General features: G+C 65.0%; 22 protein-coding genes and 1 tRNA gene. 6 read left to right on the plus strand and 17 right to left on the minus strand.

From position 1 onward, the window contains the following. The first annotated feature begins 30 nt into the window (after positions 1 to 30). The gene (locus ISP20_RS00850; protein WP_204634168.1) at positions 31 to 618 is read left to right on the plus strand and encodes a hypothetical protein; all 588 of its coding nucleotides are present in this window, start codon (positions 31 to 33) and stop codon (positions 616 to 618) included. A gap of 50 nt (positions 619 to 668) precedes the next feature. On the opposite strand, the gene ISP20_RS00855 is transcribed toward ISP20_RS00850, so the two are convergent. The 7 genes from ISP20_RS00855 to ISP20_RS00885 all read right to left on the minus strand — a co-directional run bounded on the left by ISP20_RS00855 (position 669) and on the right by ISP20_RS00885 (position 9,812). Next, on the minus strand, positions 669 to 1,397 hold the full coding sequence (locus ISP20_RS00855) for a UDP-2,3-diacylglucosamine diphosphatase (protein WP_204634169.1): 729 nt from the start codon (positions 1,395 to 1,397) through the stop codon (positions 669 to 671). A gap of 5 nt (positions 1,398 to 1,402) precedes the next feature. Further along, positions 1,403 to 2,092, minus strand: a complete 690-nt coding sequence (locus ISP20_RS00860) for a peptidylprolyl isomerase (RefSeq protein ID WP_204634170.1) — start codon at positions 2,090 to 2,092, stop codon at positions 1,403 to 1,405. 89 nt (positions 2,093 to 2,181) lie between these two features. After that, on the minus strand, positions 2,182 to 3,699 hold the full coding sequence (locus ISP20_RS00865; protein ID WP_204634171.1) for a Ppx/GppA phosphatase family protein: 1,518 nt from the start codon (positions 3,697 to 3,699) through the stop codon (positions 2,182 to 2,184). A gap of 76 nt (positions 3,700 to 3,775) precedes the next feature. Continuing rightward, positions 3,776 to 5,878, minus strand: a complete 2,103-nt coding sequence (gene ppk1 / locus ISP20_RS00870) for a polyphosphate kinase 1 (protein ID WP_204634172.1) — start codon at positions 5,876 to 5,878, stop codon at positions 3,776 to 3,778. Positions 5,879 to 5,979: 101 nt separating this feature from the next. Next, on the minus strand, positions 5,980 to 7,248 hold the full coding sequence (phoR, locus tag ISP20_RS00875) for a phosphate regulon sensor histidine kinase PhoR (RefSeq protein ID WP_204634173.1): 1,269 nt from the start codon (positions 7,246 to 7,248) through the stop codon (positions 5,980 to 5,982). A 74-nt stretch (positions 7,249 to 7,322) separates the two neighbouring features. Next, positions 7,323 to 8,012, minus strand: a complete 690-nt coding sequence (gene phoB / locus ISP20_RS00880) for a phosphate regulon transcriptional regulator PhoB (RefSeq protein WP_204634174.1) — start codon at positions 8,010 to 8,012, stop codon at positions 7,323 to 7,325. Between the two features lie 123 nt (positions 8,013 to 8,135). Further along, a complete protein-coding gene (locus tag ISP20_RS00885; RefSeq protein WP_204634175.1) occupies positions 8,136 to 9,812 on the minus strand; it encodes a M48 family metalloprotease in 1,677 nt (558 codons plus the stop codon). 252 nt (positions 9,813 to 10,064) lie between these two features. On the opposite strand from ISP20_RS00885, the gene grxC reads away from it, so the two are divergent. The 3 genes from grxC (at position 10,065) to ISP20_RS00900 (ending at position 11,945) form a co-directional block, all read left to right on the plus strand. Continuing rightward, the gene (grxC, locus tag ISP20_RS00890; RefSeq protein WP_204634176.1) at positions 10,065 to 10,328 is read left to right on the plus strand and encodes a glutaredoxin 3; all 264 of its coding nucleotides are present in this window, start codon (positions 10,065 to 10,067) and stop codon (positions 10,326 to 10,328) included. Continuing rightward, entirely contained in the window at positions 10,325 to 10,732 is a 408-nt protein-coding gene (locus ISP20_RS00895; RefSeq protein WP_204634177.1) for a carboxymuconolactone decarboxylase family protein, read from the plus strand. The genes grxC and ISP20_RS00895 overlap by 4 nt, the downstream gene beginning before the upstream one ends. A gap of 199 nt (positions 10,733 to 10,931) precedes the next feature. Continuing rightward, entirely contained in the window at positions 10,932 to 11,945 is a 1,014-nt protein-coding gene (locus ISP20_RS00900; RefSeq protein WP_204634178.1) for an isocitrate dehydrogenase, read from the plus strand. A 56-nt stretch (positions 11,946 to 12,001) separates the two neighbouring features. Here the strand turns inward: ISP20_RS00900 and ISP20_RS00905 are convergent, their stop codons facing one another. The 8 genes from ISP20_RS00905 to ISP20_RS00940 all read right to left on the minus strand — a co-directional run bounded on the left by ISP20_RS00905 (position 12,002) and on the right by ISP20_RS00940 (position 18,594). Then, complete coding sequence (locus ISP20_RS00905) at positions 12,002 to 12,463, minus strand: carboxymuconolactone decarboxylase family protein (protein ID WP_204634179.1); 462 nt, start codon at positions 12,461 to 12,463, stop codon at positions 12,002 to 12,004. A gap of 34 nt (positions 12,464 to 12,497) precedes the next feature. Next, positions 12,498 to 13,397: an RNA polymerase sigma factor SigJ gene (gene sigJ, locus ISP20_RS00910; protein ID WP_204634180.1), complete on the minus strand. Its 900-nt coding sequence runs from the start codon at positions 13,395 to 13,397 to the stop codon at positions 12,498 to 12,500. 56 nt (positions 13,398 to 13,453) lie between these two features. Further along, entirely contained in the window at positions 13,454 to 14,398 is a 945-nt protein-coding gene (locus ISP20_RS00915; protein WP_204634181.1) for an aspartyl/asparaginyl beta-hydroxylase domain-containing protein, read from the minus strand. 93 nt (positions 14,399 to 14,491) lie between these two features. Next, positions 14,492 to 15,277 carry a bifunctional hydroxymethylpyrimidine kinase/phosphomethylpyrimidine kinase gene (gene thiD / locus ISP20_RS00920; protein ID WP_204634182.1) on the minus strand — a complete coding sequence of 262 codons (786 nt, stop codon included), beginning with the start codon at positions 15,275 to 15,277 and terminating at the stop codon, positions 14,492 to 14,494. A 139-nt stretch (positions 15,278 to 15,416) separates the two neighbouring features. Further along, complete coding sequence (locus ISP20_RS00925) at positions 15,417 to 15,710, minus strand: GIY-YIG nuclease family protein (RefSeq protein ID WP_204634183.1); 294 nt, start codon at positions 15,708 to 15,710, stop codon at positions 15,417 to 15,419. A 48-nt stretch (positions 15,711 to 15,758) separates the two neighbouring features. Continuing rightward, positions 15,759 to 17,138 carry a PhoH family protein gene (locus tag ISP20_RS00930; protein ID WP_204634184.1) on the minus strand — a complete coding sequence of 460 codons (1,380 nt, stop codon included), beginning with the start codon at positions 17,136 to 17,138 and terminating at the stop codon, positions 15,759 to 15,761. 148 nt (positions 17,139 to 17,286) lie between these two features. Continuing rightward, entirely contained in the window at positions 17,287 to 17,748 is a 462-nt protein-coding gene (locus ISP20_RS00935) for a peroxiredoxin (protein WP_204634185.1), read from the minus strand. A gap of 279 nt (positions 17,749 to 18,027) precedes the next feature. Further along, on the minus strand, positions 18,028 to 18,594 hold the full coding sequence (locus ISP20_RS00940) for a glycine cleavage system transcriptional repressor (protein WP_204634186.1): 567 nt from the start codon (positions 18,592 to 18,594) through the stop codon (positions 18,028 to 18,030). A gap of 243 nt (positions 18,595 to 18,837) precedes the next feature. Between ISP20_RS00940 and dapA the strand changes: the two genes are divergently transcribed. Further along, on the plus strand, positions 18,838 to 19,731 hold the full coding sequence (gene dapA, locus ISP20_RS00945) for a 4-hydroxy-tetrahydrodipicolinate synthase (RefSeq protein WP_204634187.1): 894 nt from the start codon (positions 18,838 to 18,840) through the stop codon (positions 19,729 to 19,731). A gap of 38 nt (positions 19,732 to 19,769) precedes the next feature. After that, entirely contained in the window at positions 19,770 to 20,363 is a 594-nt protein-coding gene (locus ISP20_RS00950) for a hypothetical protein (RefSeq protein WP_204634188.1), read from the plus strand. Between the two features lie 85 nt (positions 20,364 to 20,448). Here ISP20_RS00950 and fdxA read toward each other — a convergent pair whose 3' ends face one another. After that, positions 20,449 to 20,772 carry a ferredoxin FdxA gene (fdxA, locus tag ISP20_RS00955; RefSeq protein WP_046971836.1) on the minus strand — a complete coding sequence of 108 codons (324 nt, stop codon included), beginning with the start codon at positions 20,770 to 20,772 and terminating at the stop codon, positions 20,449 to 20,451. A gap of 50 nt (positions 20,773 to 20,822) precedes the next feature. Continuing rightward, positions 20,823 to 20,898, minus strand: a tRNA-Glu gene (locus ISP20_RS00960). Between the last annotated feature and the right edge of the window lie 8 nt (positions 20,899 to 20,906).

Here is a 20,906-nt window from a genome sequence, read left to right on the forward strand (position 1 = left end):
TCGATCATCGAAACAAGGAGAGGGGAGTCGATGTTTAAGCGTATCGTTTTTGTAGCGCTGCTCGCTGCGTCAGGCAGTGCGATGGCGGCGAAGGACTTGAGCAATATCCCGTTGGAGTGGACGCCCACGCAGAGCTTTGCGGAGTTTGGCGCGGTCGATCTCAGCGGCATCGGCAACGTCAAGGTGCAGTTCAACGGATTCACCGATGTACGCAAGAATCCGGCCCTGATCGCCGAGAACACCGAGAAGCAGCCGGTGCGCCAGGTCACCACGAGGGACAACGTGGCCGCGTTCGTCACCCAGCACGTGAAGGACAGCTTCAGCAAGGCCGGCATCAACGTGGTCGACAACGGTGGCGACTTCATCGTGTCGGGCGAAGTGCGCGACTTCTTCGTCAACGAGAGCGACCAGTACGTGGGCAACGTCACGGTCTACGTGACGCTGAGCAATGCCTCGGGCAAGGTGCTGTGGCAGGGCATCGCCGGTGGCGGCGCCAACAACTTCGGTCGTTCGTACAAGGCGGACAACTACTACGAGACCTTGTCCAACGCCGTGCTGAAGTTGAGCAACAGCATGCTCAACAGCCCCGGCTTCCATAGCGCCCTGCAATCGCACTGATTGCACGCGGAGGAGGATCGCTCGCCGCGCGGCGAGCGATTTCCGGGGCATCAAGAGAGTGCGAGGCCCCGCAGTTCCACGCCTTCCGGCGTGACGCGCAACACCGAACCGTGTTCGTACCAGTCGCCCAGCACGATGCGTTCAGCCGTCTGGCCATCCAGATCGAAGCGGTGGACGGCGGGGCGGTGCGTGTGGCCGTGGATCAGCCGGGTCACCCCGGCCTTGCGCATGGTGTCGGCAACGGCGTCGGCGTTGACGTCCATGATGGTTTCCATGCTGCTGCCCGTATGCGCCTTGCTGTCGGCGCGCGCCTTGGCGGCGAACGCGCGGCGCGCATCCAGCGACATTGCCAGGATCTGCGCCTTCCATTCCGGCGTGCGCACCTGCTTGCGTATCGTCTGGTAGGCAACATCGTCCGTGCACAGCACGTCGCCGTGCATCAGCAGGGTGGGGCGCCCGTACAGTTCGTGGACGGTGCCGTCCTCGAGCAGGCTGAAGCCGGCGCGCTCGGCGAAATCCTGGCCGAGCAGGAAGTCGCGGTTGCCCACGATGAAGTAGACGGGCACGCCGTGTTCGCTCAGCGCCCGGGTGGCGCGCGCAATGCGGCTGGGCAGCTCGGCGTCGTCGTCGTCACCGATCCATGCTTCGACCAGGTCGCCGAGGATGTAGACCGCGTCGGCCGAGCGCGCCTCGTCGCTGGCCAGGAACGATTCGAACAGCCCCGTGATCTCCGGACGGCTATCGTCCAGATGCAGGTCGGCGATAAACAGGATTGCCATGCTGCTCAGCCCTTCTTGCCGCCCGATTTCTTGGCGGGTTCGTTGGTTGCAGGCGCAGCTTGGGCCGGTGCGGGCGTGGCGGCAGGTTCTTCACCCACCACGCTGGCGCTGTCGATCACCACCAGCGGGTTGGGCACGTCGCCGGCAAACGGTCCCAGGCCGCGGGTAGGCAGGGCAGCCATCTTGTCGACCACGTCCATGCCCTTGATGACCTTGCCGAACACGGCATAGCCCCAGGTCAGGCCGCTCTGGTTGCCGACGAAATCGAGGCGGCGGTTGTCGACCAGGTTGAAGAAGAACTGCGCCGTGCCGGAATTCGGATCGGCACCGCGCGCCACGGCGACCGTGCCACGCAGATTGGAGAGCCCGTTGTCCGCTTCGCTGGGGATGGCCGAGCGCGTGCGCTTGGCCTGCAGGTCGCGCGTGTACAGGCCGCCCTGGACCAGGTAGCCGGGGATGGCGCGGTGGAACACGGTGCCGCTGTAGAAGCCGTCGCGCACGTACTGCAGGAAGTTCGCCACGCTCTTGGGCGACTTGTCGGGATAGAGCTCCAGCGTGATGTCGCCCTGCGAGGTGTGCAGCACCACCTGTGGATGCGCCGCGGCGGGCGCGGTGGCAGCGGGCTTGCTGGCCTGGGCCAGTAGCACGGAGGAGGGAAGCAGCAGGAGCGCGGCGGCGAGCAGGAGTCGGTGCATGGCAGGGCGGGCGGCGTTTGGCATCAGGACATCATACGCGGCGGAGTGGTCCCATGGCCGGGCCTCTGAGCGGCCCGTACCGTCAAAGGTCAGGATGGATGGACTTCCAGCAGCAGGCCCAGCTCGTTCAAGGGGGCTTGCTCCTGCTCCAGATCGGCCTCGCTGAGCGGGTGCTGGTCCAGCCAGGAGGAGGGCACGGTGAGCCGCAGGCGCTGGGCGGTGGCGGCCAGTTGCATCTGCGGCAGCGACTCGGCGCGCCGCGCCCGGCGGAACAGCACGCCCAGGCGCAGCAGGGCGGTGATGTAGCGTGCCAGCTGCCGGTAGCGCTGCGGCAGCGCGGAGAAGGTGGCCTTGTCCGGCTTGCGGCGATGCGACTCCACGATGGCCGCCAGCAGTTGCTGTTCCTGCCGCGAGAAGCCGGCCAGGTCGGCGTTGCGCAGGATGTAGGCGCCATGGTGGTGGTGCTGGCTGTGTGCGATGGCCAGGCCGATCTCGTGCACGCGCGCCGCCCAGGAGAGCCACTCGCGCGCTTCGGCATCGAGCTTCCAGAAGCGTGCGATCTGGTCGAAGAACATCAACGCGGTCGATTCCACGCGGCGTGCCTGGGCGCGGTCGACGCCGTAGCGGTTGGCCAGTGCATCGACGCTGGCGGTGCGCGGATCGCTGCCGCCGGCGCGGCCCAGCAGATCCCACAACAGGCCTTCGCGCATCGAGCTTTCGCAGACCCGCAGGCGTTCGATGCCCAAGGCTTCGAACGCGGCTTCGAAAATCACCACGCCGCCGGCGATCACCGGCGCGCGATCGTCCGCCAGGCCGGGCAACTTGAGCGCTTCGATCTGGCCTTGTGCGAGCAGGGCGTCGCGCAGCTGCGCCAGCGAGGATGGAGTGATGCCATCGTCGGAGAAGCGCATGGCATGCACCACCGAACCGATGGCCTTGGCGGTGCCGGACGAACCGAACGCTTCCACCCAGCCCGATTCGCGATAGTCTTCGGCGAATTGCTGCAGCAGCACGCCGATTTCGTTGTTGGCGCGCTGCCAGCGCTTGCGGTTGAGCTTGCCACCGGGAAAGAAGCGCAGCGTCGAGGCAATGCAGCCGGCCTGCACGCTTTCCGTATGCATCGGCGCAAAGCCGCGGCCGATGATGAACTCGGTGCTGCCGCCGCCCACGTCGATCACCAGGCGGCTCTCGCGCGACGCGGGCAGGTCGTGCGAGGCGCCCAGGAAGATCAGGCGGCCCTCTTCGCGGCCGGAGACGATTTCCACCGGATGGCCGAGCGAGGCTTCCGCCGCGGTGAGGAAGGTTTGCGGCGAGGCCAGCCGGCGCACCGTGTTGGTGGCCACCGCGCGCACGCGGCTGGACGGCACGCCGGCGATGCGCTGGCCAAAGCGTGCCAGGCAGTTGAGCGCGCGTGCGCGATGTTCGGCATCCAGGGTGCCGTCGGCGCGCAGGCCGGCGGCCATGCGCACGGTTTCGCGCAGGCGATCGATTACGCGGGGCTCGCCGTGTTCCACGCGCGCCACCACCATGTGATAGCTGTTGGAGCCCATGTCGACGGCAGCGATCAGTTCGCCGTCCTTGATCTGGATCTGATCGCCATGACTCATGCGGGGCTCGTTCCGGGCTGCAGAGGGTGAATTCTCTCACGCGGGACCCGGGGCGAGTAGCGCGAATTTTTCCGCGCTACACCGTGCCTGGCGTGAGCTTCTCCAGCAGCCACTGCTGCGCGCTGTGCGGCGGTTCGTCGCCCGGCGTGGCCCGGGCATAGCGACCGTCGTCGTCCAGCAACCACGCCTCGGTGTTGTCGGCGAGATAATTGGCCAGGGTTTCGTCGTAGACGCGCGCGGCCAGCACCGGATCGAGGATCGGGAAGGCCACCTCGATGCGGCGCTTGAGGTTGCGCTCCATCCAGTCGGCGCTGGCGCAATAAATCTCGGGCGAGCCGTCGTTGCCGAACCAGTACACGCGGCTGTGCTCGAGGAAGCGGCCCACGATCGAGCGCACGCGGATGCGCTCGGAGACGCCGGGCACGCCGGGACGCAGGGTGCAGGCGCCGCGCACGATCAGGTCGATCTCCACGCCTGCCTGCGAGGCCCGGTAGAGCGCCGAGATGACGTGGGCTTCGTTGAGCGCATTGAGCTTGGCCACGATGCGCGCGGGCTGGCCGGCCTGGGCGTGTACCGTCTCACGCTCGATCTTGGCCAGCACGCATCGGTAGAGCGTGAACGGCGAATGCAGCAGATGCTTCAGCTCGATCATCGGGCCCAGCCCGGAAAGCTGCTGGAAGACCTTGTGCAGATCCTCGCCGATGCCAGGATCGGCGGTCATCAGGCCGATGTCGGTATAGCTGCGGCTGTTGCCCTGGTGATAGTTGCCGGTGGACAAATGCACATAGCGGCGCAGCACCTCATCCTCGCGGCGCACGATCAGCAGCATCTTGGCGTGGGTCTTGTAGCCGACCACGCCGTACACCACCTGCACGCCGGCTTCCTGCAGACGCGTGGCGAGACGGATGTTCGCCTCTTCGTCGAAGCGCGCGCGCAGCTCGATCACCACGGTGACGTCCTTGCCGTTGCGCGCCGCCTCCACCAGCAGATCCACCAGCGGCGTATCGGCACCGGCGCGATAGAGCGTCTGCTTGATGGCGAGCACCGAGGCATCCTGCGACGCCTGGCGCAACAGATCGACCACGGTCGCGAACGATTCGTACGGATGGTGCAGCAGCACGTCGCGCTGGCGCAGCACTTCGAACTTGCAGCGGCTGCCGTTGAACGCGGCCGGCAGCTGCGCGATGAAACGCGGGAATTTCAGTTCCGGGCGATCCAGTCCGTCGTAGATGGTGCCGGCGCGGATGATGTTGACCGGACCGTCGCAACGATAGACGTCCGTTTCTTCCAGCTCGAAGTTGGCGATCAGCATGGCCACGATCGCCTTGGGGCAGTCGTTGCCGATCTCCAGCCGCACCGGGCGTGCATAGCCGCGGCCGATCAGTTCTTCGCTCAGCGCGCGGGCGAGGTTGTCCACCTCGGCCTCTTCCACCATCAGTTCGCTGTTGCGCGTGACGCGGAACTGATACGAGCCGGCCACCTTGAAGCCGGGGAACATCAGGTCGACGAAGCCCTGCAGCAACTCGGCCAGGAAGATGTAGTGATCGCCGCCGTCGCATACCTCGTTCGGCAGCCGGATGATGCGCGGCAGCGAGCGCGGCGCACGCACCAGCGCCATATGGCCTTCGCGGCCGAACGCATCGCGCCCCTTCAGCACCACCGCCACATTGAGCGTCTTGTTGAGGATGCGCGGGAACGGATGCGCCGGGTCCAGGCCCAGCGGCGACAGCACCGGCATCACTTCGTTTTCGAAATAACCCTGCAGCCACCGCCGTTGGCGCGCCGTCCAGCTGTCGCGGGTGAGGAAATGGATGTTCTCCGCATCCAGTGCCGGCCGCAGTTCGTGTTGCCAGGTGTCGTACTGCTGATCGACCAGGTCGAGCACGCGCGTGCGGATGCGCGTCAGCAACTCGCCCGACGACAGCTCGTCCGGACCGGGCGCGGCCGAGCCGAACATGTGGTGATGCTTGAGCATGGCCACGCGCACCTCGAAGAACTCGTCGAGGTTGTTGGCCACGATGCTGAGGAAACGCAACCGTTCCAGCAGCGGAATGCGTTCGTCGCGCGCCTGCGCCAGCACGCGGAAATTGAATTCGAGCGCAGCCAGCTCGCGGCTGAGAAACAGCTCGGGAGCAGCGCGGTCGACGATCGGTGGTGGGGTGGCAGGCTTGCGACGCATCCGTGCATTCTGGCCGATACGGCGCTTTGTTACATGGCGCAGTGCCGCGTAGTGTGATGGTCGTTCAGCTGGAACGCGGCTTGCGCTTCCAGGCGCCGGGCTCAGTCCGGATCGCCCACACCCGGTGCGAGCAGACGTTCGGCACTGAACCAGCAGGAGAACGTGGAGCCCTGGCCCGGCTCGCTCTGGATGTCCAGGCGGGCCTGATGCAGGTTCAGCACGTGCTTGACGATGGACAGGCCCAGGCCGGTGCCGCCGCTTTCGCGCGAACGGCTGGAGGAGACGCGGTAGAAGCGTTCGGTGAGGCGCGCCAGGTGCGAAGCGGGAATGCCGTAGCCCGTATCGGTGACCGAGTAGACCGCGCCTTCGGAGGTGCGGCGCCAGCGGATGCTGATGCGGCCGCCGGTGGGCGTGTAGCGCACGGCGTTGCTCACCAGGTTGGAGAGCGCGCTGTGCAAGTCCTTTACCGAGCCGAGCAGGTCCGCTTCGGCGGTGGATTCCACCGTGATCTGGTGACGGCCCTGGCTCAGCGCTTCGGCTTCCTTGCGGATGGTGGCGAGCAGTGGCGTCATCTGCACGCGCTCGTCCTGCACGTGCTCCTGGGTTTCCAGGCGCGACAGCGTGAGCAGGTCTTCCACGATCTGGCCCATGCGCTTGGACTGCGCGCGCATCTCGTTGAGCACCGGAGCGAGTTCCGGCACGTCTTCCGGGTCGAGCAGTTCGAGATAGCCGTGGATCACCGTCAGCGGCGTGCGCAATTCGTGCGACACGTTGGCGACGAAGTCGCGGCGAATCTGTTCCAGGCGCGTGAGATGGCTGATGTCGCGCGCCAGCAGCAGGCGTTGGCGACGGCCGAACGGCAGCAGCGTCACGTTGATGTGCCGGTTGGGATGGCCCGGTGCGGCGACGTCGTTGAGCGGTTCGCGCGCGCCTTCCTTCAACCAGGTGGCCAGCTCGGTGGTGCTCAGGCGTTCGTCCAGGTGCGCGCCGCGGTCCTGCGGACGGCGCAGGCCGAGCAGGTCTTCGGCAGCGTGGTTGAACCAGCGCACGTGTTGCTCGTTGTCGAGCAGCACGACGGCGTCCGGCAGACTGCCGGCGGCACTGCGCAGGTCACGCAAACTGGAAGCGATTCGGCGGGAGCGCGTCATGAAACGGTCATGCTGGAGGGAGGCCGGCGTTGGATTTTGCGTCATCATGAGCTGTGCTTGATGACGGATTCGGGTCACCAGAAAGACGATTTCGACCGCCGCGACCAACGCCAAACCGGTGGCCACGTAACCTCCCGCAAGCCATCCCGCGGCTGCGCCCGCAAGCAGTCCGGCGATCAGCGCGGCCGGCAGCTTCCAGGAGCGGTCGAAGGTCGGTGGCATAGGGGAGGTTTCGGTCGTGCCGGGCTGGCGGTTCGCCAGCATCGGCAAAAGCTTTCGTTCCCGCAATAGGAAGGTCAGACGCTGGCGGAAAACCGATAGCCGGCGCCACGCACGGTCTGCACCATGTCATCGAGCTTCCACGGTTCGAGCGTCTTGCGCAGGCGGCGGATATGCACGTCCACGGTGCGTTCTTCCACGTACACGCTGCCGCCCCACACGTGATCGAGCAGCTGCGCGCGCGAATACACGCGCTCGGGGTGCGTCATGAAGAAATACAGCAGGCGGTATTCGGTCGGGCCGATGGTCACCGGGTCGTCGCCGGCGAACACGCGGTGCGCCGGGCCGTCGATGCGCAGGCCGCCCAGTTCCACCATGCCCGAGCCGTCGTCGCCCTGGCTGCGGCGGAGCACGGCCTTGATGCGGGCCACCAGTTCGCGGGTGGAGAACGGCTTGACCACGTAGTCGTCCACGCCCGCTTCCAGGCCGTTGACGCGGTCCATCTCCTCGCCGCGGGCGGTGAGCATGATGATCGGAACCTCGCGGCTCAGCTCTTCCTTGCGCAGGCGGCGCGCGAGGTCGAGGCCGCTGGTGCCCGGCAGCATCCAGTCGAGCAGGATGAGGTCCGGCACCTGTTCGGCGATGGCCAGTTGGGCGGCACGCGCGTCAGCGGCGTGGACAGCGTCCATGCCAGCCTTGCGCAGGGCAAAGGCGACCATGTCGCGGATCGAAGCTTCGTCTTCGACAATCAGGATGCGCTTGTGCACACGTTGGGTCCGCTGGGGGAGGGGCTGTGACGCATTTATTGCAGCGGTCCAATGTTACGCCCGGATGACATTTCACATGATCACAACAACATCGTGCGCTTTTCGTCTCATTCGGGCCGGAAATCAGCGCACAGGTGCGCCGAAGCACAGCCGCCCCTGGCAGCTCCCGCTGTTCTGCAGCTGCTGGCTGCGGCCGTCGGGATTGTCGTCGGTCTGGATACGGCGCTTGCGCAGTTCCATCACCAGCGGGGTCAGGTCGTTGATGCGGGCCTGGATGCGGGCGCGGGAGTAGTAGTCGAGGTCGGGGCGCTTGAGCAGGCTCTTGAGCTGCTCCATGGCGTCGAAGGGGCGGCCCGAGAGGTAGGAGGCATCGGCGTAGGCCTCGCCGGAGCGCACCGGGTCGCCGGCTTTCTCGGAGGCGCGGGCGTAGGTCCGGTAGAGCTCCGGCTCGTCGTTGTTGTCCAGCATCGGCATCAGCATGGTTGCAGCCTGCCTGGCTTCGTCGGGCGAGCCGGCGTCGGTCAGCGCCTTGGCATAGCCCATGGCGATGGCGCGATTGCGCGGCGATTGCTGGTTGAGCCCGGCGTACAGGGTGAGGGCCTCGGCGCGGCGCCCGGCCTGCAACTTGGCATCGGCCATGGCGAGCTGGACGACCTGGCTATCCGGGTGCGCGGCAAGCACGGGCTGCAATGTTTCGATGGCCTTGCTGCCACGGTTGCTGCGGATCAGCGCCAAGGCGTAGCCATAGCGATTCGAGGGCGTGTCGAAGCCGCGCTCGTTCTGCAGGTTGGTGGCGTAATAGGTGGCCAACTGGCCGGGATCGCCGGACAGCACGCGAACCCGTTCGCGCATCAGCAGGTACACATCGAGTCCGCCCTTGCTGTCGCGGGTGGCGATGGCGGTGGGGTCTTTCACGAAGGCGATCGGCGCGGTGCTCTTTTCCCATTGGCTCTTGTCGAGCGTTGAACCGTTGGGGCGCTGTTTCTGCTGGGCGATCAGGGCGCCGGCACGCGCCTTGGCGTCGCTGATGCGGTCCAGGCTGACCGGGTGGTCCTGCAGTAGCGCCGGCACGTCGCCGATCTCACCGCCCGAACCCACGCGCAGGGTGTCTTCCATGCGGCCGAAAAACGAAGCCATGGCATTGGGGTCGTAGCCGGCGTTGGACAGCGTCTGAATGCCGGCGCGGTCGGCTTCGATCTCGTCCTTGCGGGTGAAGTTGATCTGGCGCTGCATCAACATGCCCTGGCCGCCCATTAGGATGGCGCCGGCGGCATCGCCCGCGCCGGCGCCCGCACCCGCGGCCAGCGCGCCCAACAGGATCAGGGCCATCAGCGGCGTGTCCTTCTTGGACGCCTCGAACGCGCGCTGCAGGTGGTTCTGCGTGATATGGCCGATTTCGTGGGCCATCACGCCGGCCAGCTCGCTTTCGCTGTTGGTGATGATGATCAGGCCCGAGTTCACCGCGATATAGCCGCCGGGGGCGGCAAACGCGTTGATCACGTTTTCCTTCGCGATGAAGAAGGAGAAATGCTCCTTCGGCTTTTCGCTGCCGGAAACCAGGCGATAGCCCAGGTCGTTGATGTAGTCGTCCAGCATGGGGTCGTCGACCACCATGTCCAGCGCACGCATCTGCCGCAGCATGGCCGCGCCGTACTCCTGTGCTTCCTGCGGCGAGATCAGGGCGTTGGCCGAACTGCCCAGATCGGGCAGGCGCACGTCCTTGTCCTGCGCGGCCGCGCCGAAGGTGAGGCCGGCGCAGAGCAGGGCGGTCAGCAGGCGGGTGGGCGTGAAGCGGCTCATGGGCGTCCTGCCCGCAGGCTTTGCGTGGTCATGTGTTCCGTTTTCGTTAGTCCGCCCAACGGGTTTGCCCCCCTTCTTGAGGGGGAAACGGGCTGTTTCCGGCTCGGGGCGTGGTGCCATGCGCATAGGTCAGCGACAATAGCATTAGAGACAGCAGGTGGCCGTGTCAGTTCACCCGTCTTCACCGTTGTTTACCCCTTGGCCGACCCCATGTAGGGCTGCCGTAGGGTTCCCAGATTTTCGGAGTGTGTCGTGCCCAAGATTGAGGTCTATTCCACCGCGGTATGTCCGTACTGCGTGTCTGCCAAAAACCTGCTCAAGTCCAAGGGGCTGGAGTGGAGCGAAGTGCGCATCGATCTGGATCCGGCGCAGCGCGACCTGATGCTGGCCCGCAGCGGAGGCCGCCGCACGGTGCCGCAGATTTTCATCAACGACCATCATGTGGGCGGTTTCGACGATCTCGTCGCTGCCGACCGCAGTGGCAAGCTCGCCGAACTGCTGGAGATCAATGCATGAGCGCACCCAAGGATGAGACCGGCAAGGATCGCGTCGCCGAATTCACGGCATTTCGCCAGCGCATGAACGAGCGCATCCTGTCGGAGGACAACCAGGTCGTCCGCCGTTTCTTTGCGCTCGATACGCAGACCTACAAGCCCGGCGCGCTGGACGTGAAGACCAAGGAGCTGCTCGGCCTGGTCGCCTCCATGGTGTTGCGCTGCGACGACTGCATCAGCTACCACGTGGCCCAGTGCAAGGAAGCGGGCGTCACCCGCGAAGAATTCTTCGAAACCTTCAGCGTCGGACTGGTGGTGGGTGGCTCGATCGTGATCCCGCACCTGCGCCGGGCGGTGGATTTCCTGGACCAGCTGGAATCGGACGAAGGCGCCACGCCCGCGGCGGACTGCGCCAGTCACGCCTGATCTTGCCTCGGGGCGGCTCCCTCCTTGCCGCCCCGTTGACGCATGCGAGTTTATTCAATGCTGCGTGCGAGGATTTGCATCGGCGGCCGGGCCCTCCGCTCTGGCTGCATCGCGCCGCATCGGGGATAATTGACGGGATTTGCAGCCCTGTCGTACCCCGCCACAGGGTTGCTCGATTCATATCCCAAGGAGTGTCCCCATGAGCAAGACCATTGCCGTGATTCCGGGCGACGGTATCGGCCCCGAGATCATGAACGCCACGCTGCGTGTGCTCGACGCCCTGGACTGCGGCCTGTCCTATGAATTCGTCGATGCCGGCATGGTCGCGCTGGAAAAGAGCGGCGACCTGCTGCCGCAGCCGACGCTCGACGCCATCGCCAAGCACAAGGTGGCCCTGAAGGGCCCGCTGACCACCCCGGTGGGCGGCGGCTTCACCTCCATCAACGTGACCCTGCGCCGTCATTTCGACTTGTACGCCAACGTGCGTCCGGCGATCAGCTTCCCGGGCACCAAGGCGCGCTTCGACAACATCGACATCATCACGGTGCGCGAGAACACCGAAGGCGCGTACCTGTCCGAAGGCCAGTCGATTTCCGAAGACGGCGAAACCGCCATCTCGATGATCCGCAACACGCGCAAGGGTTCCAGCCGCATCGTGCGCTACGCCTTCGAACTGGCCGTGAAGAAGGGCCGCAAGAAGGTCACGGCCGTGCACAAGGCCAACATCATCAAGACCGCCTCGGGCCTGTTCCTCAACGTGGCGCGCGAAATCGCCAAGGAATATCCGCAGATCGAGTTCAACGAGATGATCGTGGACAACGCCTGCATGCAGCTGGTGATGAAGCCGGAACAGTTCGATGTGATCGTCACCACCAACCTGTTCGGCGACATCCTCTCGGATCTGTGCGCCGGCCTGGTGGGCGGCCTGGGCCTGGCCCCGGGCGACAACATCGGTACCGAAGCGGCGATCTTCGAAGCGGTGCACGGCTCGGCGCCGGACATCGCCGGCAAGGGCATCGCCAATCCGTGCGCGCTGCTACTGGCAGCGGCCGACATGCTCGATCACCTGGGCATGGTGGAGAAGGGCGACAAGCTGCGCAACGCGATCCGCGACACCATGGTCAACGACCGCGACAGCGTCACGCCGGACATCGGCGGCAAGGGCAGCACGTCGAGCTTCGGCGACGCCCTCGTGAAGCGCGTGAAGGGCTGATTGTTGCTCCACTCGTGAAATGAAAAGCCCCTCGAACGAGGGGCTTTTTTTGTGGCTCAGGCGGCCTGCTTGGCCGGCTGGTAGCTGCCGGCCGGCGTCTGGAACGCCACGTTGACGCGGTTCCAGGTGTTGATCATGCCGATCACCAGGGTGAGGTTCAGCAGCTCTTCCTCGCTGAACGCTGCGCGGGCGCGGTCGTATACATCGTCCGACACGCCGTGCTCGCCAAGGCGGGTGACCGCTTCGGCCCAGTCCAGCGCCGCGCGTTCGCGCTCGCTGTAGAACGACGCTTCGCGCCAGCCGGCCAGCACGTACAGGCGCTGCTCGGTTTCGCCCGCGGCGCGCGCGTCCTTGCTGTGCATGTCCATGCAATAGGCGCAGCCGTTGATCTGCGAGACGCGCATCAGCACGAGTTCCACCAGCGGGCGTTCGAGGCCGAGCTGATGCATCGCTGCGCTGAAGTCGAGCAGCGGCTTGAGGTTCGGGAAATGCTTCATGATCGAAAGACGCTTGGACATGACGGGATCCTTGGGGTGCGGCCACCGTGGCCGTTCAAGACAAGGACGTACCAGCCTGCGGATTCGTGACAGCTTCCAATCGGGCGAGTTTTTCCGGATTGCGCAGCGAGTGGATGCTGGTGATGCGCTCGCCGTCGGTTTCGATCCAGGCCACGGTGACGAGTTTCGCTTCCAGCCAGGTGAGCAAGGCGGGCGCACCGTTAAGCCATTGCAGGCGATGCACGATGGCGTAGTCGCGATAACGCTGCGCGATGATGCTGTATAGCCGCACCACGCGTTCGGCGCCGTGCAGCGGACGCAGCGTGGCCCGGGCCTTGCCGCCGCCATCGGCAAGGTGCACGGCGTCTTCCGCGAACAGCGCCTGCAACGATTCGACGCTGGCGGTTTCCAATGCGTCGCGGAATTTCTCCAGCAGCCGGCGCTGCACCTCGGGCGCATGCGTGAAGCGCGGACGCCCCTCGCGCAGGCGCTGACGTGCGCGATGCACGCGCTGCCGGCAGGCGTCCTCGCTGATCTGCAGCATCTGCGCGGTTTCAGCGTGGCTGTAATCGAATACCTGGACCAGCAGGAACGCGGCGCGTTCGTCGGGGCTGAGGCGTTCGAGCAGGGCGAGGAAGGAAAGATTGAGGCTCTCCACCCGCTCCAGTTCCGCTTCCGGTTGTTCCGTCTCCTGCACCAGCGGCTCGGGCAGCCAGGGGCCGGTGTAGTGCTGGCGTTCGGTCTTGGCGCGGCGCAGGCGGTCGAGCGCCAGGCGCGTGGTGACGGTGACCAGCCAGGCCTCGGCCTCGTCCAGCGCCTGTGTGTCCTGCTGATGCCAGCGCAGCCAGGCATCGTGCAGCACGTCCTCGGCATCCGCCTGGGTACCCAGCATGCGATAGGCCAGGCCGAGCAGGCGCGGTCGGTACTTCTGGAAGGTGGCGGTGGCGGCATCCATGGCGTTCTCCGGGGAAGACACCTCAAAGACGCGCGGGACTCATGCTTCGTGACAGCTCAGCGGAAGAACGGCCACGGCGCCAGGAAGATGATCCAGATCAGCACCAGCATGCCGATGTACTTCGCCACGCGGAACAGCTTGGGGTGCTTCTTCTTGAAGGCGCGATTGCGCTCGCGGCTGCGCTGGTTGAGCGCGAACACGCGGTTGACGAAGCCGGTCTTCTCTTCCGGCGATTCGGTGTTGGGTGACGCGGTGATCTTGCCCATGAAGGCACCCACGCGATGATTGATGGCGTTCATGAAACGCGTGCGCAACGGACGCTCGACGTCGGCGAACAGGATCACCCGCGTCTGGCCGGTACGGTTCTCCGCCCAGTGCACGTAGGTTTCGTCGAACACCACGTCCTTGCCGTCGCCCCAGCTGTGCATCTCGCCGTCGACGAAGATGCGGCAGTCTTCCGAGTTCGGCGTGATCAGGCCCAGGTGATAGCGCAGCGAACCGGCAAACGGATCGCGGTGCGGGTTGAGCTTGCTGCCCGGCGGCAGCAGGGCGAACATCGCCGCCTTCACGCTGGGAATGGCATTGAGCAGGGCCACCGTCCGCGGACAAAGCGTTTCGGCGGAAGCCAGCGGTTCGCCGTACCACTTGAGATAAAAACGCTTCCAACCCTGCTTGAAGAAGCTGTTGAAGCTCGCATCGTTGTTCTTCTCCGCCGCGCGGATGTAGCCCTCGTCGAACAAGTGCAGGGCTTCCTCGCGAATCGCCTGCCAGTTCGCCTGCAGCAGATCCAGCTGGGGGAAGCCGCGGCGATCCAGGATCGGCGTGGCCGGCACCGCGGAGAACGCGTACATCAGCAGGTTGTATGGCGCGAATACCGCCGAATGATCGACCAGCTGCCGATCGAAGCGCAGCCTGGCGCGTCCGCGCAGATGCACCAGCAGCACGCACAGTGCGAACAGTGCAAACAGGATCAACAGCACGAGGCGCGGGGCAAGGATCATGGACGGGACATGGCGGGGAGCGAAGCGCGCATTCTACTCCCTGCACGCCCGCCCGCTCGGGCGCCGGTTCAGCGGCCGTGCGGATTGGCCGCATCAATGGCCGAGCACATGCACCTCGCCGCCGCCGGGGCGATAGCTGCGCTCCAGCGCGCGCTGCACATAAGCCACGGCGCGGCGTACGGCCGAGCGTGGCGCGTTGCCCTTGGCCAGTTCGGCCGCGATGGCCGAGGCCAGCGTGCAGCCGGTGCCATGACCCTCGATGGGGAGGCGCCGGTGGCGCAGCTCCATCACGCCGCTTTCGTCGTAGAAACGATCGATCACCTGGCGCTCGTCCGAATGGCCGCCTTTCAGCAGCACAGCGCGTGCGCCAAGGGCCAGCAAGGCCTTGCCGGCACGGTCGAAATCCTGCGCCTTGCGCAGTTTTTTGCCGAGCAGGGCTTCGGCCTCGGGCAGATTGGGCGTGAGTACGTCGGCCAATGGAATGAGTTCTTCCACCATGGCCTGCACGGCGTCTTCGTCGAGCAGTCGCGCGCCGCTGGTGGAGATCATCACGGGGTCGACGACCAGCCATGCGGGTTTGCGCGTACGCATCTCCTTCGCCACGAGTTTCGTGACGGAGGCACTTCCCAGCATGCCGGTCTTCACCGCACCGATGGCGAAGTCGTCGAACACGGCGTCCAACTGGCTGCGGATGTGTTTAAGCGGAACCGTGTGCACCGCCGTCACGCCCTGCGTGTTCTGCGAGGTGATCGCTGCGATCACCGAGAGGCCGTGCACTTCGCGTGCGTGAAAGGTTTTCAGATCGGCCTGGATACCGGCGCCACCACCGGAGTCGGAGCCGGCGATGGTGAGGGCGATGGGTGGGGCGGTGTGGGGCATGATTAGCGTCTTTGCCTTTCTTGCGTATGAATTATCGCGATGTTGGGCGTGGTCGCTACTGGATTCCGGCCTGCGCCGGAATGACGATCAAGTGCGAAAGCCTTCCCCGCTCGTCATTCCGGCGCAGGCCGGAATCCAGTTACAGCAACGTTTGGTAAAGGTCGCGCCATTCGGGATTTTCGCCTTCAATAAGCCGTAGCTTCCAAGCACGCTTCCATTGCTTGACCTGCTTCTCGCGAAGAATGGCCGATTCCATCGTTTCATGCAGCTCGTACCACACGAGGTCATGAACGTGATAATTCGAAGTGAAGCCCGCAACGGCTTCACTTCGATGCTCAAATACACGCTTTATCAGATTGCTCGTCACACCAACATACAGCGTGCCATTTTGTTTGCTGGTAAGCATGTACACGCAAGGCCTTTTGCCATCCATGGCGTTGTCTCCCTGGATTCCGGCCTGCGCCGGAATGACGAGCTGACGCTACAACGCTTCCGACGCAAAATCCGCCAGCCGCGAACGCTCGCCGCGACGCAAGGTGATATGCGCCGAATGCTCCCAGTGCTTGAAGCGATCCACCGCGTAAGTGAGGCCCGAAGTGGTTTCAGTGAGGTAGGGCGTATCGATCTGCTCGACGTTGCCCAGGCAGACGATCTTGGTGCCCGGGCCTGCACGCGTGATCAGCGTCTTCATCTGCTTCGGCGTCAGATTCTGCGCCTCGTCGATGATCAGATAACGCGAGAGGAAGGTGCGGCCGCGCATGAAGTTCAGCGAGCGGATCTTGATGCGTGAGGCGAGCAGGTCGTTGGTGGCCTGGCGTCCCCAGCTGCCGCCTTCCTCCGGGTTGGCGAGCACTTCGAGGTTGTCGGTGAGCGCGCCCATCCATGGCGTCATCTTTTCTTCCTCCGTGCCGGGCAGGAAGCCGATGTCTTCGCCCACCGAGACGGTGGCGCGCGTCATGATGATTTCGCGATAACGCTGCTGGTCCATCACCTGCGCCAGGCCGGCGGCGAGCGCGAGCAGCGTCTTGCCCGTGCCTGCCGTGCCGAGCAGGGTGACGAAATCGACATCCGGATCCATCAGCACGTTGAGCGCGAAGTTCTGCTCGCGGTTGCGCGCCGCGATGCCCCACACGGCGTGATTGGCGTGGCTGTGATCGTCCAGCAGCACCAGCGTGGCCTTGGCGTCGTCCACGTGCAGCACGCGCAGTTCCACGCTGTTGTCACCGGGCAGGAACAGGCACTGATTGGGATACCAGTCCTCGTCGTCGCGGCGGTCGAGTTTGTAGAAGGTGCGTCCGCGTTCGTTCCACGATTGGACTTCGGGGTGTTTGTCCCAGAAATCCTCGCCCAGCTCGGTGGAGCCGGTGTAGAGCAGTGCAAAGTCATCCAGCGCGCGGTCGTTTTCGTAGTCTTCCGCATCGATGCCGTAGATCTTGGCCTTGATGCGCAGGTTGATGTCCTTGCTGACCAGCACCACCGAGCGCTCGGGGTTCTGGTCGCGCAGTTCGATCACCGCCGACAGGATCAGGTTGTCCGCCTTGCCGTGGCCGTTGGTGGTGCGCTGCTGGAAATACAGCCGGCCCACCGCGCCGCCGCGCTTGAGATTGACGCCTTCCGGATTGGTCAGTTCCAGGCCGTTGCTGATGCCGTGGCCGTTGCCGCGCACGATCAGTTCATTGAGGAAGCGGCTGACCTGGCGGCCATTGCGCGAAACCTCGGAGGCGCCCTTTTTCTTTTCGTCCAGTTCCTCCAACACCGTCATGGGAATGAAGACATCGTGCTCTTCGAAGCGGAACAGCGAAGTCGGATCGTGCAGCAACACATTGGTGTCGAGAGCGTAGATGCGCTTGCTTCCGGTCATACGGAAGAAACCTCTTTGGAGTGCGAGGTGGAAGAACCGCGGCATGCGGCATGCCGCGGGAAGTCGGCCGAAACGGCCGGGGTGCCATGCACGGGAAGGAGTCGTCCGCAGGGACGGGTAGCGGCATGGCGAAAGGGGCGGTCGCGGGTCACTGGGCGGGAATGGCGTCGAGCACGGCCTGGGCGTGCCCCGGGACTTTCACGTTGCGCCATTCCTGGGCCAGCCTTCCTTCGGGATCGATCAGGAAAGTGCTTCGTACAACACCCATGTGACGTTTTCCGTACAGCACCTTCTCGTGGATCACGTCGAAGGCGTTGCACCAGGTTTCGTCGGGGTCGGAAAGCAGCGGGAACGGCAGCTCCTGCTTGGTGGCGAAATTGGCGTGGGATTTCACCGAATCGCGCGAGACGCCGATGATCTGCGCATGGCGCTTCTGGAACTTCGGATAGAGGTCGCGGAAATCTTTCGCTTCGTTGGTGCAACCGGGGGTGCTGTCCTTCGGGTAGAAGTACACCACCACCCACTGGCCCTTCAGGCTGTCCAGCTTCAGTTCGCTGCCATCGCCGGTGAGGCCTTTGAGCTTGGGGACTTTCTTGCCAACTTCGGGCATAGGTTCTCCTGCGAAGCCGTGGCCGGCTTCGACTGGGTGTCGTCGATCAAGGGAAACGAGGCAGCGGAGGTGGGTGCCAAGGCGGTCAGGGCTCGCCCTGCGATCGGTGCAAATCGACCCGCCTGCTGCATGCCATCTCTCCGGTACTGCTCTTGGGGTCAGAGACTAGCGCTTGCCGTGTAGGGAATGACAGTCCTTGCAGCAGGACGCCTCAGGGAGCATGCTCAAGGACCCGGCGAGCACGCCGGAATCCCCGGTTTTGCGTGCGACATCCGCCGCTCAGAATTTCACCGGATCCATGATGGCGTCGAGGTTCAGGCCATCGCAGAATTCCAGGAAATCATCACGCAGCGCGGCGATATGCGTGGCCGCCGGAATGCCGATGGTGATCTGCGCCTGGAACATGTCCGCACCGGTCTGCATCGCCTGGTAGCGCAGCGAGCTCAGCTGCTCGATGACGATGTCGCGGCGGTCGAAGAAGTCGATGATCTTGACCAGGATGCCCGGGCGATCCGCCGAAATCACCTCGATCAGATACGGCAGCAGATGCGAGTGATGTTCGCGCGGACCGGTGCGATAGAACGACAGCCGCAGGTCTTCGTCGCGGGCGGTCTTGGCCAGCGCGGTTTCGAGCTTGGCCACGGCGTCCCATGCGCCGGTGGCGAGCAGGGTCAGCGAGGTATCGGCGCCGAGCGAAGCCACCCGCGCATCGGCCAGGTTGCAGCCGGCTTCGGCGATGCGTTTGGCCAGCGTGAGCAGGGGCGCGCTGGAGGAGGGAGTCAGGGTCTGGATCAGCAACTGGTTGTCGCTGCCGGTGCGCGCGGAAGAACGGTTCAAGGAGTCCACCTGTGGCGCTCCCGCACGATGCGGGTCAAGAAAGCACGTCGGCCGAGCTTACTTGCCGCCGCCGGAGACCCGCAAGTAAGGTTTTTCCTCCCAACAACACCACCGTCGCAGGCCGGATCTCGGGGTCTCAACACCCCCGCAACGGAAGACGAATAAGGCGACGCCGGGTTATTGCGGCGTCCGTATTGGCGCGAGAGGCTTTTCCAGTAACATGCAGGGTTTGAGTTTCAGCCGGAGTCGGCCTTGAACATTCGCGGAAGCATCTGTGCGCTGGTCACGCCGTTCACGGCGGACGGGGCGCTTGATCTTGCGGCTTTCGGCAAGCTGCTGGATTACCAGATCGACGGCGGAACCGAAGGCGTGGTGGTGGCGGGTTCCACCGGTGAAGCGCATATGCTCGAACACGACGAATACGAGCGTCTGCTCGCGTTTGCCGTGGAGCGGGTGGCCGGTCGCATCCCGGTGATCGCCGGCACGGGCGAGGCCGGCACGGCCAAGACCGTGGCGCTCACGCGTCGCGCCAAGAGCCTGGGCGCCGATGCGGCGCTGGTGGTGGCGCCTTACTACGTGCGACCCACGCAGGAAGGCCTGCGCCGCCATTTCCTGGAAGTGGCCGAGCAGGGCGGCCTGCCGGTGCTGCTGTACAACGTGCCCACCCGCACCGCGTGCGACCTGCTGCCGGAGACGGTGGCGGCGCTGCGCGACCATCCGGCCATCGTCGGCCTGAAGGAAGCGCAGGGCAGCGACGAGCGAATCCGCGCCATCGCGGAACTTGCGCGTCCGGATTTCGTCTATTTGTCGGGTGACGACGGCACGGCCTGCAAGGCGATGCTCGTTGGCGGTGCGGGGACGATCTCGGTGGTAGCCAATCTGGTGCCTCGTGCGTTCCGCATGCTGTGCGATGCTGCCACGGCGGGTGACCGCGCCGAGGCACAGCGTTGCGACGCCATGCTGGCACCGCTGGTTTCGGCGCTCAATTGCGCGCCGAACCCGATCGCGGTGAAGGCCGGGTTGCCCTCGCTGGGGCTGGGGTTGGCGGTGCCGCGCCTGCCCCTGGTTGAATTGGAGGATGGTCCGGACCGCGCGCGACTTCGCGAAGCGCTGGCGGGTCTGGCATCCTTGGCGAATGCGGCCTGACATTTCGGGCAACTGATACTCCTACGGAATCTGCTTACATGAAGAAATCCCCGCTTGTCGTGGCCCTGCCGGTACTGGCCCTGTCTGCCTTGCTGCTCTCCGGCTGCGGCATGTTCCGTTCGCAGAAGGCCTGGGAAACCGCCAAACAGGAAACGCCGCTGGAAATCCCGCCGGGCCTGGATACGCCGTCCACCAGCGCTGCGCTGGTCATTCCGGAAGCGGGCGCCAACAACCCGACCGCCAACGGCGCCACCGCGCGCGTGGGCGCTGCCAGTCAGCAGATCGCCGACGGCTTCGTGTTGGCCGACAATGTCGACAACACCTATCGTCGCGTGGGCCAGGCCCTGGAGAATGGCGATATCGGCCAGGTGGTCGGCCATGACGACGCCGCTCACACCTACACCCTGAGCGTGGTCGCTTCGGATCAGCCCACCCAGAAGAAGGGCTTCTTCAGCAGCATGTTCAACGGCAAGTCCAAGCAGTCGGCCGACGCCCCGGGTGCCACCCCGCACCAGGTCCTGGTGACTATCGGCACCAGCGGCGAGAAGGCCAGCGAAGTGCGCGCGCAGGGCGATGCCGCGGCCGTGGCCAAGGTGGTCGATACCCTCAAGGGCCGCATGGGCGGCGGTTGATCCGCAGCCTTGCGAGCAACAAAAACGCCGCCCGAGGGCGGCGTTTTTTTATGCCTGAACGCGTCGGCCGCGAAGGCCGCCAAGCTCAGCGTTCGAGCAGGTCGAGCTTGTTGGGCTTGTTTTCCCAGTCCTTGGCGTCGGCCAGGCCGTCCTTGCGCTCGGTGATCACCGGCCAGCTCTTGGCCAGCTCCGCGTTCAGCGCCGTGAAGCTTTCCTGCCCGGCGGGCACGTCGTCTTCCGGATAGATCGCGTTGATCGGGCACTCGGGCTCGCACAAGGTGCAATCGATGCACTCGTCCGGATCGATCACCAGGAAGTTGGGGCCTTCGTGGAAGGCGTCGACAGGGCAAACCTCGACGCAGTCGGTGTATTTGCACTTGATGCAGTTGTCGGTGACGACAAAAGTCATACGCTCTCGTGCCTGTCTTGAATGAGCCGGGGCCCGTGCCAGGCCGGAAGTGGCGCTCCCTACGAGGTTCGAACTCGTGTTCCCGCCTTGAGAGGGCGGTGTCCTAGGCCACTAGACGAAGGGAGCGAAATGCA

The sequence above is a fragment of the Dyella kyungheensis genome (assembly GCF_016905005.1).
Taxonomy (GTDB): domain Bacteria; phylum Pseudomonadota; class Gammaproteobacteria; order Xanthomonadales; family Rhodanobacteraceae; genus Dyella; species Dyella kyungheensis.

Bases quoted from the DNA above. Each gene is read 5' to 3' on its own strand.
- thiD (WP_204634182.1), bottom strand. From the start codon at position 15,277: ATGCCCCACACCGCCCCACCCATCGCCCTCACCATCGCCGGCTCCGAC.
- ISP20_RS00885 (WP_204634175.1), bottom strand. From the start codon at position 9,812: ATGAGCCGCTTCACGCCCACCCGCCTGCTGACCGCCCTGCTCTGCGCC.
- phoR (WP_204634173.1), bottom strand. From the start codon at position 7,248: ATGCCACCGACCTTCGACCGCTCCTGGAAGCTGCCGGCCGCGCTGATC.
- fdxA (WP_046971836.1), bottom strand. From the start codon at position 20,772: ATGACTTTTGTCGTCACCGACAACTGCATCAAGTGCAAATACACCGAC.
- ISP20_RS00865 (WP_204634171.1), bottom strand. From the start codon at position 3,699: ATGAGTCATGGCGATCAGATCCAGATCAAGGACGGCGAACTGATCGCT.
- ISP20_RS00925 (WP_204634183.1), bottom strand. From the start codon at position 15,710: ATGGATGGCAAAAGGCCTTGCGTGTACATGCTTACCAGCAAACAAAAT.
- ISP20_RS00930 (WP_204634184.1), bottom strand. From the start codon at position 17,138: ATGACCGGAAGCAAGCGCATCTACGCTCTCGACACCAATGTGTTGCTG.
- ISP20_RS00895 (WP_204634177.1), top strand. From the start codon at position 10,325: ATGAGCGCACCCAAGGATGAGACCGGCAAGGATCGCGTCGCCGAATTC.
- sigJ (WP_204634180.1), bottom strand. From the start codon at position 13,397: ATGGATGCCGCCACCGCCACCTTCCAGAAGTACCGACCGCGCCTGCTC.
- ISP20_RS00915 (WP_204634181.1), bottom strand. From the start codon at position 14,398: ATGATCCTTGCCCCGCGCCTCGTGCTGTTGATCCTGTTTGCACTGTTC.
- ppk1 (WP_204634172.1), bottom strand. From the start codon at position 5,878: ATGCGTCGCAAGCCTGCCACCCCACCACCGATCGTCGACCGCGCTGCT.
- ISP20_RS00950 (WP_204634188.1), top strand. From the start codon at position 19,770: ATGAAGAAATCCCCGCTTGTCGTGGCCCTGCCGGTACTGGCCCTGTCT.
- ISP20_RS00905 (WP_204634179.1), bottom strand. From the start codon at position 12,463: ATGTCCAAGCGTCTTTCGATCATGAAGCATTTCCCGAACCTCAAGCCG.
- ISP20_RS00850 (WP_204634168.1), top strand. From the start codon at position 31: ATGTTTAAGCGTATCGTTTTTGTAGCGCTGCTCGCTGCGTCAGGCAGT.
- ISP20_RS00855 (WP_204634169.1), bottom strand. From the start codon at position 1,397: ATGGCAATCCTGTTTATCGCCGACCTGCATCTGGACGATAGCCGTCCG.
- ISP20_RS00935 (WP_204634185.1), bottom strand. From the start codon at position 17,748: ATGCCCGAAGTTGGCAAGAAAGTCCCCAAGCTCAAAGGCCTCACCGGC.
- ISP20_RS00860 (WP_204634170.1), bottom strand. From the start codon at position 2,092: ATGCACCGACTCCTGCTCGCCGCCGCGCTCCTGCTGCTTCCCTCCTCC.
- ISP20_RS00900 (WP_204634178.1), top strand. From the start codon at position 10,932: ATGAGCAAGACCATTGCCGTGATTCCGGGCGACGGTATCGGCCCCGAG.